Raw genomic sequence first — 12294 nt, forward strand, 5'->3', positions numbered from 1 at the left:
ATGAAGCTTGGTTGGAAGAGCGCACGCAGGAGCCGAGTGCCATTGATTTTGCTCTTGGTCGTGCCGGCATTGGCGATATTCGCGGCGGGATATCTCTTCCCGGTAGCCCAACTGGTACTCAAGAGCTTCCGAAACGAGAGCACTTGGTCGCTGCTGCACTACCAGGAAATTGCCAGCTCAGGAGTTTTTGCCTGGGTCCTGTTCCAGACTCTACTGCTTGCGGTCGTCGTGACGCTGGCCTGCCTGATCTTGGCCTATCCGCTCGCGTACTCGATCTCTCGATGCCCCCCGTGGCTGGCAAGCCTCCTGTTGGTGCTGGTCACTCTCCCGTACCTGACCAGCATCTTGATCCGGACATACGCGTGGACCGTCCTGCTCAGTCCGGCGGGCCTGATCAACCAGCTGCTGCTGTACCTGGGGATCGTTTCGGAACCGCTGCGCCTGGTCTTCAACAAGATCGGCGTGTATATCGGAATGATTCAAGTGCAACTGCCACTGATGGTGTTTCCGCTGTATGCCGCACTCGCTCGTTTCGACAGAAAACTAAGCGTCGCTGCGCAAAGCTTGGGAAGTTCGCCCGCAGATGCCTTCCTGCGGATCACGCTCCCCAGTTCCACGCCCGGTATTGTCAGCGGCTGCACCCTCGTGTTTCTCTCCTGCCTCGGCTTTTACATCACGCCCGCACTTCTTGGTGGTCCGAACGACTACATGATTGCTCAGGGCATCACCATCCGAGTCCTTACCCTTGGTGAGTTCGAAGCTGCTGCCGCTCAGGCGACAGTCTTGCTCGCCATGGTTGCAACGGTCTTCGTGATCTTCCGCACCAAGGTTGCGACAGAGCTGGAGGACGAATCCCAGTCGAGCCAATCTGCGAAGAAGGTTCGAGATCTTTCCGCGACTCCGCGTATTCCTGAACCAATTAGAAAAGCGCTTCAACGCGCGCTTGAGGTGATTTCCTCGGTTCGTTCACCGCTTCTCGTACTGCTGTCCGCATTCACGCTCGCCCTGCTTGTCCTTCCGTTTGTGGTGGTGATCCCGCTTGCGTTCAGCGACGCCGCCTACTTGAGCTTTCCCCCGCCCGGTTACTCGCTGCGCTGGTTCACCAAGTTCTTCAGCAACTCGCAATGGTTGAGCGCGCTTTCGTTCAGCGCCCGGACAGCGCTTCTAGCCTCCATTCTGGCCATCACGATTGGCGTACCCATCGCGTTTGCGCTCGTACGCTTCCGGTTCGTTGGTCGGGTTCCCCTCTATCTTCTTCTGATTTCTCCGATGATCGTTCCCCATGTGGTCATGGCGGTGGCCTTCTTCTTCAGCTTCGCAAAGACCCCGCTCATTGGCACAGCGACCGCATTTGTGCTTGCATACACCATCATCGCAACCCCGTACGTGGTTGTCATCCTGATCGCAGGCCTCAAGAAGTTCGATCGGAGCCTGGAACAGGCAGCGATCAGCCTCGGCGGACATCCGCTCACAGCGTTGCGTACCGTGACGCTCCCGCTGCTGCTTCCTTCGCTGGCCAGCGCGCTCGTGTTCGCGTTCATCACGGGATTCGACGACGTTGTCTACGGCCTGTTTGTGAGCGGTCCATCCTCAACGCCCTTGCCGATCCGCATGTGGGACGACATCCGCCTGGAAATCAGCCCGCAGATTGCCGTTGTAGCTGTACTCTTTCTGGCGAGTCTGGCGGCGCTTGTCGCGGTCAAGATGTTTGCGTCAGCGGCTCTTCAACATCGCTCGCACTTGAAGGATATCTGAACATGAGCAGCATTGGACCCTTTGTCTTCTCCGTCGAGGAGTACCGGCGTCGCCTCTGCATGGTGCAAGACGTGATGCGCGCTCGTCATCTTGACTGGGCGATCCTTGACGAGCCCGAGACCATGGGCTGGGTCTCCGGCTATGCCGTGGGAGAGAACCTGTGGCGCGCGTGCGTCGTCCCAGTGGTCGGCGACCCCTTTCTCCTGATCCGAAAACTGGACATGGCGCCTGCACGTGCGAAGAGCTGGCTGAAAGACATTGTTGCCTTCTCGGACTGGGAGGAGCCTGTTTCGGTTTTGGCCGCGGCCCTGAGGCCCCGAGGGGCACACGGGCGAATCGGTGTCGACTTCCAGTCTCACTCCTTCACCCGTCAACGACAAGACCTTCTCGAGCGTGCTCTTCCTGAATCGAGTTTCTGCGACCTGGAACGGGCGGTCTGGGACGCGCGTCGATGCAAGTCGAAGGAGGAAGTTGAACATCTTCGGGTGGCTGCGAGCTTGCTAGACCGAGCAGTCTTGAAAGTGACCGACGCCATTCGACCAGGCGCCTCGCAGCGAGACGTCGCAGCCGTCGCCGCTGCCGAGTACTACCGGCTTGGTTTCGACGATGGCTTCGTTGGCTACGTGACGGCTGGTTCCGATTGGGATTGCCTGCACAGCTCGATGAATGACGAGCCAATGGGAGATGGTGCGCTGGTTCACATCGAGCTTCTGCCGAAACTCAAGGGCTATTCGGTGCGGATCATGCGCTCCGTGGCCGTGGGGCGGGCTACTGAAATCCAAAAGGCAACGTTTGCGACTCTCTGCGCGCTTCAAGATGAGCAGTTCAAGGCAATGCGCCCTGGCGCGGTGGCCGCGGACGTTGACGCCATCGTGCGCCAGGGCGTGCTGTCGGCGGGCCTGAGGCCCGACTATGAAAACATCACGGGCTACACCTTGGGCTTTTCGGCACCGTCGTCCCAGCGCGTCAGCGACCTGTACAGATCTTTCGTACCGACTGCCACATGGCGTCTCGAGGAGGGCATGGTGTTCCACATGTACACGTCCGCTCGCGGCCTGGCCGTCAGCGACACGGTCCTGGTGACAGAATCCGGCGCCGAGCGATTGACTCGCACGCCCCGCAAGATCTTCGAAACTGGGGTGAAAGCATGATGATCAGCCGCATGGAATCGGTTCGCAACGTGTCCGAAACCCCCGTGGGGAGACGAAAGGCTGGAGTCAGCGTTTCGAATGTCTCGAAGTCCTATGGAGCGTTCAAGGCGCTCGACAACGTCTCACTCGCTGTCGAACCGGGAGAGTTCGTCGCGCTTTTGGGGCCCAGTGGTTCCGGCAAGTCGACTCTGCTCATGATGATCGCGGGCTTCGAAACACCGAGCTCGGGCGACCTCCTGGTGGAAGGTGTACGCGTCAACGACCAGCCTGCATACAAGCGCGGCTTCGGGGTGGTCTTCCAGCGCTATGCCTTGTTTCCACACATGACGGTTGCTGAGAATGTGGCGTACCCGCTCTTTCGTCGTGGAGTCAAGGGCACGGAGGTCCAGGCAGAGGTGGCCAAGGCACTGGACCTGGTCGCGCTCGGAGGGATGAGGAACAGGCTGCCAGCCCAACTGTCCGGCGGTCAGCAGCAGCGGGTCGCTCTCGCGCGTGCTCTTGTATTCAAGCCGCCTCTCTTGCTCATGGATGAGCCATTGGGCGCGCTGGACCGCAAGCTGCGCCAGCAGTTGCAACTGGAGATCAAGCAAATCCACAGGCAGATCGGGAGCACGATCATCTTTGTAACCCATGACCAGGAAGAAGCGCTGTCGATGGCAGACCGAGTCGCGGTTCTTGAAGGTGGTCGCTTACAGCAATTTGGATCACCTCGCGACCTCTATGAGAGCCCCGCGAGCGCGTTCGTTGCGGATTTCATTGGGGAAACCAGCTTCCTGCCCGTGGTGTTGTCGCCGGCTGGAACGGAAATCAACGCAGAAATCGCCTCGTTGGGAACTCGGCGGTCGATACCCGTTGAACGGGTCCTCACCCGTTCAACCTCTGGCCGACTTGCGATTCGTCCGGAGAACGTGCAACTGCGTCTTTCCGAAGATGGGCCAGCTCGCGTTGTTGAATCAGCGTACGCCGGGACGACTCAGGTGGTGCTTGTCGAAGTTGGCGACGTTCAACTCCTCTCTCGCTCGCAGATGACCCCTGACAGGCAGTTGTTCCATGCCGGGCAGCGCGTTGAAGTCGATCTCGACGCGGCGCACGCGATGGTCTATCCCAACGAATAGGCGGCTGACCTGATATGAATCATCCCCGCCACTTCACTCGAGAATCCGCAATCTTGGCGGCGCTTGAAGCGTTCGATTCGGGTCGATTCCTGGCCGATCTGGATCGCCGGGTTTCGTACCGCACGGAAAGCCAAGTCGAAAGCAGCGCCCCTGTGCTTCACGCGTACTTGCGCAACGAGATCGCACCGGCTCTCGGTCGTCTCGGGTTCACATCCCGGATCGTCGCCAACCCGGCGGGCGTAGACGCTCCAATTCTTCTGGCAGAACGGATCGAGGGGGAGGACCTGCCGACAGTCGTCACATATGCGCATGGAGACGTTGTCCGTGGCTATGACGACCAATGGCGAATAGGTCTTGAGCCCTGGAAGGTCGTCGTCGAAGGAGATCGCTGGTATGGACGCGGCACCGCCGACAACAAGGGGCAGCATTCGATCAACGTCGCCGCGCTTGAATCTGTGATCGCGGCCCGAAATGGGAGTGTCGGCTTCAACATCAAGCTGGTGTTTGAAACCGGCGAGGAGATCGACTCGCCGGGGCTCGAGGCCGTTTGCGCAGCCGAGAAGGATTTTCTGGCAGGCGATCTCTTCCTTGCATCGGATGGGCCTCGCGTTGCAGCAGACAGACCGACCATCTTCCTCGGCTCACGCGGCGAGCTCAACTTCCAGCTCGAGGTCGATCTACGGGACGGCGCACATCACTCTGGCAACTGGGGAGGCGCGCTACGCAACCCTGCCGTCGTTCTGTCTCATGCGATCGCGACGATGATCGACAAGGATGGCCGCATCCTGGTGAAAGGGCTCCTTCCTCCTCCGATCTCTTCCGCTGTACGTGCCGCGATTTCCGATCTCGTCCTCGGAGGCGACGAGCACGCCCCCGCGGTGGATCCATCTTGGGGAGAGCCTGGGTTGACCCCGGCAGAAAGGGTCTGGGCATGGAACGCGTTGGAGGTGGTTGCGTTCAAGGCGGGAAATCCCGACGCACCAGTCAATGCAATCCCCCCCACAGCTCGGGCACATTGCCAATTGAGGTACGTTGTTGGCACGGACTGGGAGAACGCGCACCGGTACCTTGAAGAGCACCTCGCTGCCAACGGAATCTCATCCGTGAAGGTCACGGTGCAGCCCTCCGCGACCGCAACTCGCCTGGATCTGAACGATCCTTGGGTCGCATGGACGCTGCGCTCGATCGAAGCGACGTCGGGGAAAAAGCCTGCCCTGCTGCCGAATATCGGGGGCACCGTTCCCAATGCGATCTTCGCTGAGATCCTTAACTTGCCCACGGTATGGGTTCCCCATTCCTATGCCGCGTGCTCGCAGCACGCGCCGAACGAACACCTCTTGGGGTCGGTAGCGCGTGAAGCCTTGGCCGTGATGGCCGGAATCTGGTGGGATCTTGGAGACGATGGGGCTGAGGTAGCCGCCTCACGCAAATGCCGATCTGCCGCCTAGGTTCTAGTGTCCGCTGGCTTTGAGCCGGGTTTGCTGCAAACAGTTCTACCTTAGGCCCCATCGGGTCGCGGCAGAACATGAGGACCTTATACGTTCACGATCGCAGCCCCGGCGAAGGAAGCCATCGTCACTCTGATTTAGAGCCCGACAGAAGCCGCTGAATCTGGACCGAATGGGCCGCGTTTCGTGCCCCGCTCAATGGCTGAATAGATCCATCGGTGTCACGGGCCTTCGCGATGATGCTCACTGGGCCGGGCCTTCGCGGCAGCGGAAGCGTCGCTGCGAACTGCTGCCATTCGAATTCGTGACGGGGCCGGACCTCGGCCGATTGCCACGTTGCCGCGCCATCGGTGCTGAGAGCCACGCCACTGATGCCGTTGTCGCTCCAGGCCCAGCCCTTGACTTCCACCTCATCCGTGGAGATGGTGTCGTCGGGCGCGGGATGGGTGATCAGCGAATTGGGCTCGACTGCCCACACCGGCTCTTGAACGACTTCGCCCCCGTGCTCCTTGTCGCGGTTGTACCAGACGGTAGTGAAGGGGGCGTTCGCACGCCGGCCCCGAACCGACAGCCGGCACAGCCACTTGGTCATGTTGGTGCCAAACCAACCAGGCACGATGAGCCGGACCGGCCCGCCCCGCTCGCGCGTCAGGGGTGCGCCATTCAACTCGTAAGCGACGAGCACCTCGTGCGAAAGAGCCTTCGAGATCGGCAAATCCTTGCGATACCGATTCATCCTGCGGCCGCCGAACTCCCCGCTGTCGAGGCCGTCCGACCAGACATGGGTGGCGCCGGTCTCGAGCTGCGCGTGCTCGAGCAGCACAGCCAGCGGCACACCCGTCCATCGGACGTTGCCCACGCGCCAGAGATTGGCGCTGGCCGGTACCAGGGGGCTGCCAAAGCACTCGTGGAAGGCGGTGACGGAGACTGAAGGCAGTCGCCTCAGACCGTCCAGATCGATCGAGAAAGGCCTGCGAACGAGCCCGTCCACTTGCAGTCGCCAGCGCTTGGCGTCGACTTCGACGGAACCCATGTGGATGGTCTCGAAGAGCTGCGCATCGGATGTGATGAAGTCGCGCAGCCCCGCAGGGATGGGTGGCGGCTTCAGATGGAATCCGGGAGACCGGCTAAGGACGACTGATCGACGCTCCTCCCCCTCGGGAAGTGGTGGCAGAAACATGGAGCTATTCATCCGGAATCCCAACGGTCATCTCATCGTCGAGCAGCCGCGGAAACTGCGGATCGGACTGCCCCGACCAAACGACCGGCTCGTGGCGGCGGCGTTCGACACCCAGCGAGAAAACGTCAAATCGGTTGTAGTAGCCCACCACGTCATGGAACTGCTTCGGCTCGATGCACTTGTTCAAATCGAACTCGGCATAGGCGATCCCCTCCTCATTCTGGAGCGTGTCGCCGACTTGCGTGCCGGTCGGGTCCACGAACATCGACGCGCCGCGCGGAGTGCCGTCGACCACTTCTGCCACGGCCGGATCGCGATCCACCAGGAAGTCGCGCATGGCCTTGTCCATGAAGCTCGCGCAGATGATACCGAACGCCTTGGCTTCGAATGAATGAGCGGACGCCCGAATGCGGTTCGCCGCAACGTTGTCGAAGTTTCCGCCCCCCGACGGCTTGCGCGTGGGCCACATCGGAGGCCAGCTGGATACATGAATCTGCTCTGCTTGCGCCATGAGCGAGAAGCGTGCGAGTGGGTTGGTGTTCTCGCCGCAGATCAAGCCGCCGATGCGCCCGAAACGTGTCTGGGCGACTCGAAGCCCCTGTCCGTCTCCCGGCGCCCAGACCAGCTTCTCGTAGAAGGTCGGCACCAGCTTGCGATGATGGTTGAGCAACTCACCCGTTTCGCCGATCAGGATGTTCGAATTCCAGATGCAGCCGGCGCTGGCGGTGCTGCGTTCGCTGATGCCCATCGACACGCACACCCCGAAGCGCTTGGCGGCCGCAGCAATCAAGGCCACCTCGGGCCCCGGCAGGTAGACGCTGTTCTCGACCATTGCCTCGAACAGATCGTGGTTGTAGATCGGCGCCCACAGTGCCGCCCACACGGGGAATGCCGGAATATAGGTTTCTGGGAACGCAATCACCTGTGCGCCATTGAGGGCTGCCTCCTTGATGATCGAAACCGCCTTCTCGGTCGTGGCGGTCTTGTCGAGCAGCACCGGCGCTGCGTGGGCGGCGGCAACTTTCACCCGGGGCAATGAACTCATGTCAGGTCTCGCTATGCGTTGCAGAGGCGCACAGGATAGTTGCCAGTGTGGCTGGGCAGATACTCACAAAAGCGCAACGAGAGGTGCATTTTTGCAGGCTCCACTGTCGATGCAGGATCTGCGCACAGAGGCTTGCGAATTTCCCGGCGGCCATTTGCACAAAACATGCTCACCATCACCATGTCACGGACCTGCTCCGTTCAACCCAGCCTGGAGGGACTATGGACCCATCACACGAGTACGTTCGGCTTTCCCGCACCGGCCCCTGCGCATGCGGCAGCACCAATGGTGACGATGAGGAGTGCCTCGCGAAAAAGCCTGCGAATGCCGACGATGCGCTGGCCGGCGCCATGGCCCAGGGCATGCTGCACGGCCTGTTTCCCGAGCGCAGCCTGCGCCGAGCCTTCGTCAAGACGCTGGGTCGGGCGGGGGCGCTGGCTGCACTCACGACCTTTACGCCACTGACCCAGCTTGCCGCCGTTGCGCAGGAGCGCCAGGGCGCGCCGGAGAAAAAGCGGCTCGCTGTCGGTTTCCTGCCCATCACATGCGCGACGCCGCTGATCTATGCGGAGCAACTCGGACTGTTCCCGCGCGAGGGCCTGGAACTGAGCCTGCAGAAAATCGCCGGAATCGCGCTGATTCGCGACAAGATGGTCAACGGCGAATTGGACATCTCCCAGCAGGTGATGCCCGTTGCGCTGGCCATGTCGGCCGGCATTGGCGGGGCTCCCATCCCCGTCCGTGTGATGACGGTGCTCAACCAGAACGGCAATTCGCTGGTCCTTGCGATGAAGCACAAGGACAACCGTGACCCGAAGAACTGGAAGGGTTTCAGGTTCGCCGTGCCGTTCGAGCAATCCCATCAGATGCTCCAACTCCGCCACTACCTCGCATCGGCAGGGCTGGACCCGGAGCGGGACGTGTCCTACCGCGTCGTTCCTCCGTCCGAGTATGTTTCCAATCTTCGGGTGGGCAACATCGACGGCTTTTTCGGCGGCGAGCCGGGCGGCCAACGGGCCGTGTACGAAGGTGCGGGCTTCATTCACTTGGTCTCGAGCGAGATTTGGCCGGAGCATCCTTGCTGCTCGGTCACAGCAACCGAGGCCTGGATCAAGGCACATCCGAACAGCTTCATGGCCGCCTACCGCGCGCTCATCGCAGCGAGCCTGCATGTGTCCGAGCCTGCCAATCGCACGGGGATGGCCAAGATCCTTGCCCAGCCCCAGTATCTCAACCAACCGGAAACGGTCGTGGACCAGGTCCTCACCGGCAGGTATGCCGATGGACTCGGCAACGTGAAGACCCTGCCGCGCCGCATCGACTTTCAGCCTTTCCCCCACTATTCCAGCGCGGTCTGGCTTCTGACGCAGATGCGCAGATGGAACATGATCAAGGAAGACCTGGACTACAAGGGTCTCGCCCGCCAGGTGATGCTGGCCACCGATGCAAAGCGCCTCATCGAGGAGCGCGGCGGCAGGGCACCCGAGATCGGATTCCGCAAGGAAACCATTCTGGGCAAGAGCTTCGACTCCGACCGCCCCGTCGAATATCTGAAGTCGCTGGGCAGGGCGTGATCATGCAGAGCTCGATCTCGACCTCACGCTCCTGGCTGACTACCCTGGCGATCGGCTTGCTGCTTCTGGCGGTCTGGCATGTTCTCGCCTCCAGCGGGGGCGGCAGTGCGCCGGCGGAGATTTCGGACTACGACAGGCTGATGGGCAAGAGCCCCGGTGCATCCGTGGAGCGCTCGGCCATTCCGACGCCGATAGACGTGTTCAAGCGCGCTGGCGAACTGTTCGCGGACCCATTCCGCCGCAACGGCGAGAACGACTTGGGCATTGCCTGGCACTTGCTCGATTCGCTCAGGCGCGTGTTCAGCGGCTACGCGCTGGCCGTGCTGGTCGGCGTTCCCTTGGGATTCTTGCTGGGGTTGGTTCCATGGCTGGGCCAGGCGCTGAATCCTTTTATCCAGCTGCTGCGGCCTGTCTCGCCCATGGCCTGGATGCCACTCGCGCTCTACACGCTGAAGGACAGCGGCGCCTCGGCGATCTTCATCATCTTTATCTGCTCGATCTGGCCCATCCTGCTCAACACCCTCTACAGCACCGCGAGCGTGCGTCAGGACTGGACCAATGTCGGTCGCGTCATCGGACTCACACCACTGGAGCGCGCGCGCAAGATCGTCTTTCCGGCAGCAGTTCCCATGATTTTGACGGGAATGCGCATCTCGATCGGTATCGCCTGGCTGGTGATCGTGGCGGCGGAAATGGTGGTGGGCCAGAGCGGCATCGGCTTCTTCGTCTGGAACGAATGGAACAACTTGCAGATCTCCAGCATCATCGTCGCCATCGTCATGATCGGCATTGTCGGTCTGGTGCTCGACCAGGCGCTCGGCGCATTGATGAAGCAGTTGAGCTTCCGTGAATGAGAGGTCAGACGATGTTGCGGCCGTCTTTCTCAACTGTCTCGACCACCACGCCCGGGTTTCTGCGCGTTTGCAATGTGCGGCAGACCTTCAGCACACCCAATGGCGAATTTCCCGCGCTCAGCGAGATCAACCTCGAGATCCGCAGAGGCGAGTTCGTTGCCCTGATCGGCCATTCCGGTTGCGGCAAATCCACGCTGCTCAATCTTCTCGCCGGCCTGGCATCCCCGACCGCTGGAACCGTCTCGTGCGATGGGGAGGTCATCCGTGGGCCGGGACCTCGGCGGGCGATGGTATTCCAGAACCATTCTCTCTTGCCGTGGCTTAGCTGCTTCGACAACGTGCGCATGGCCGTGTACAGCGTGTTTCGTGCCGAGTCCGCTTCCGCGGTCGATCACCGCACCGAAGCGGCGCTTGCGATGGTCGGCCTGGCTCATGCCGCGCACAAGAAGCCTAGCGAAATCTCCGGCGGCATGAAGCAGCGCGTCGGCATCGCCAGAGCGCTGTCCATGGAACCTCAGGTCCTGCTGATGGACGAGCCTTTCGGCGCGCTCGACGCGCTCACGCGGGCCAAGTTGCAAGACGAACTGCTCGGCATCGTCGAGAAAACCGAAAGCACCGTCGTCATGGTCACGCATGACGTGGACGAGGCGGTGCTCCTTGCGGACCGCATCGTCATGATGACCAACGGTCCCGCGGCACGCATCGGGGAGATCCTGGACGTCCCGATCGAACGCCCGCGCGACCGCGTCAGCCTGGCAACCGACCCCACCTATGCGGAGTGCAGGCGCGCACTGATGGACTTCCTGTACCGACGCCAGGCGCACGTCGAGCAGCCTACAGGCTGAGTTCACCCCGGGATCTTTCATTCCGAGTTGCTGCGCTCGGACTAAGAAGCCGCCACGCGTGGCCGCGCGTTCCCTTGTATTGCGCATCTCCATGTGAAATGCTATCTAGTAACCACTGGCCGACCGGCCAAAGGAGCAAGATTGCACACGACGATGCACGAGAAGGGCGCATGACGACCAAAAAGGTACCCCTCGCCAACCTCGATTGGGACGATGTGCGCCTGTTTCTGCATATCAACCGCACCGGCAGCCTGTCCCAGGCGGCCAGGCAGCTTCATATCGATCATTCCACGGTCAGCCGACGGCTGTCGCAGTTGGAGCTGTGCCTGGGCGGCCCGCTCTTCGAACGTCACCGCGCCGGACTCAAGCCTACCGAGCTGGCGCATCTCCTCGCGCTCCAGGCCGAGAACATGGAGCGGGCGGTCTTGTCGCTTCAGGAGGAGCTCGGCGGAACCGACAGGGAGCCTTCGGGCAGCGTGCGTGTGGCCATGATGGAGGGGATCGGCACCACCTTCGTCGCTCGCCACCTCGAATCGCTGCTGTGCAAGTACCCCAAGCTGCGGGTGGAACTGGTGACTTCCTCTTCGATCGTCAATGTGAGCCGCAGGGAAGCCGATATCTTCGTCAGCTTTTTCAAACCGATCGGCCAGGGATTGGCATGCGAGACAGCGGGCTCGTTCGCGCTGTATCTGTATGCCTCGCGGAGTTATCTCGAGAACTACCGAACACCCGCGAGTCTGGCCGACCTCCCAAAGCATCGGTTCGTGGGATATCTGGACGACTTGATCCAGCTCGACGCCGTACGCTGGCTCGACGAGCTGATCACAAGACCGAACATGAGCTTCCAATCCAACAGCATGCTGGCGCAGATGGCCGCCGCAGCCTCTGGGCTGGGCCTGGTGTTGCTTCCCAAGTTCTCCGTAGTGAAAGAGGACACGCTGGTGCCGGTGCTTGCCGACACGGCGAGGGTGATGCGAACGCTCTGGGTGAGCGTGCACCATGACCTCCAATACTCGTCCCGGATCCGAGCCGTCACCGAGCATCTTCGGCGGCTGTTCGAGTCGAAGCAAGAATGGCTCAACGGCCCCCCGGACGTTGATCCGCGCGGCTAGTGTGGTGAGTTCGAGGCTCGCTAGCAAGACCGTTCTTCGCTTGCGTGGATGTCATCAACCAACGCTGCGGTGGCGCCAAGGCAGATCCCCGACGACGGCTCCGGCGGCAGCGTCAGGCTGATCCTCGTGCCTGGCAAGTTGCGCCAGCGTGAGCCCAGCGTTTTCCTTCGAGAACACGACGATCAATGACAACGCCTAGGTTGCGCGCAGCCACG

10 protein-coding genes are annotated in these 12294 nt (G+C 61.4%); 8 read left to right on the forward strand and 2 right to left on the reverse strand.

The features are described 5' to 3' along the window. The 4 genes from ACSQ86_RS34055 to ACSQ86_RS34070 are packed head-to-tail and all read left to right on the forward strand — an operon-like array spanning position 1 to position 5469. Positions 1–1755 (forward strand): ABC transporter permease subunit, encoded by a 1755-nt coding sequence (locus tag ACSQ86_RS34055; protein ID WP_436310628.1) that lies wholly within the window; start codon positions 1–3, stop codon positions 1753–1755. 2 nt (positions 1756–1757) lie between these two features. After that, positions 1758–2906 (forward strand): M24 family metallopeptidase, encoded by a 1149-nt coding sequence (locus ACSQ86_RS34060; RefSeq protein ID WP_436310629.1) that lies wholly within the window; start codon positions 1758–1760, stop codon positions 2904–2906. Further along, positions 2903–4021, forward strand: coding sequence for an ABC transporter ATP-binding protein (locus tag ACSQ86_RS34065; RefSeq protein WP_436310630.1), 1119 nt, complete (start codon positions 2903–2905; stop codon positions 4019–4021). Before ACSQ86_RS34060 ends, ACSQ86_RS34065 begins: the two co-directional genes overlap by 4 nt. 14 nt (positions 4022–4035) lie before the next feature. Then, a complete protein-coding gene (locus ACSQ86_RS34070; protein ID WP_436310631.1) occupies positions 4036–5469 on the forward strand; it encodes a M20 family metallopeptidase in 1434 nt (477 codons plus the stop codon). A gap of 127 nt (positions 5470–5596) precedes the next feature. Here ACSQ86_RS34070 and ACSQ86_RS34075 read toward each other — a convergent pair whose 3' ends face one another. Both ACSQ86_RS34075 and ACSQ86_RS34080 read right to left on the reverse strand, forming a co-directional pair. Continuing rightward, positions 5597–6649, reverse strand: coding sequence for a molybdopterin-dependent oxidoreductase (locus tag ACSQ86_RS34075; protein ID WP_436306819.1), 1053 nt, complete (start codon positions 6647–6649; stop codon positions 5597–5599). Between the two features lie 4 nt (positions 6650–6653). Then, positions 6654–7694, reverse strand: a complete 1041-nt coding sequence (locus ACSQ86_RS34080; RefSeq protein ID WP_436310632.1) for a carbon-nitrogen hydrolase family protein — start codon at positions 7692–7694, stop codon at positions 6654–6656. 221 nt (positions 7695–7915) lie between these two features. Between ACSQ86_RS34080 and ACSQ86_RS34085 the strand changes: the two genes are divergently transcribed. From ACSQ86_RS34085 to ACSQ86_RS34100, 4 genes are all read left to right on the forward strand, one after another. Beyond that, on the forward strand, positions 7916–9268 hold the full coding sequence (locus ACSQ86_RS34085) for a CmpA/NrtA family ABC transporter substrate-binding protein (protein ID WP_436310633.1): 1353 nt from the start codon (positions 7916–7918) through the stop codon (positions 9266–9268). 2 nt (positions 9269–9270) lie between these two features. Next, positions 9271–10122: a nitrate ABC transporter permease gene (gene ntrB / locus ACSQ86_RS34090; RefSeq protein ID WP_436306816.1), complete on the forward strand. Its 852-nt coding sequence runs from the start codon at positions 9271–9273 to the stop codon at positions 10120–10122. Then, positions 10119–10967: an ABC transporter ATP-binding protein gene (locus ACSQ86_RS34095; RefSeq protein ID WP_436310634.1), complete on the forward strand. Its 849-nt coding sequence runs from the start codon at positions 10119–10121 to the stop codon at positions 10965–10967. Before ntrB ends, ACSQ86_RS34095 begins: the two co-directional genes overlap by 4 nt. A 170-nt stretch (positions 10968–11137) precedes the next feature. Then, entirely contained in the window at positions 11138–12079 is a 942-nt protein-coding gene (locus ACSQ86_RS34100; RefSeq protein WP_436310635.1) for a LysR family transcriptional regulator, read from the forward strand. Positions 12080–12294 lie beyond the last annotated feature (215 nt).

The sequence above is a fragment of the Variovorax sp. LjRoot130 genome (genome assembly GCF_964253755.1).
In the GTDB taxonomy this organism is placed as follows: Bacteria; Pseudomonadota; Gammaproteobacteria; order Burkholderiales; family Burkholderiaceae_C; genus Variovorax.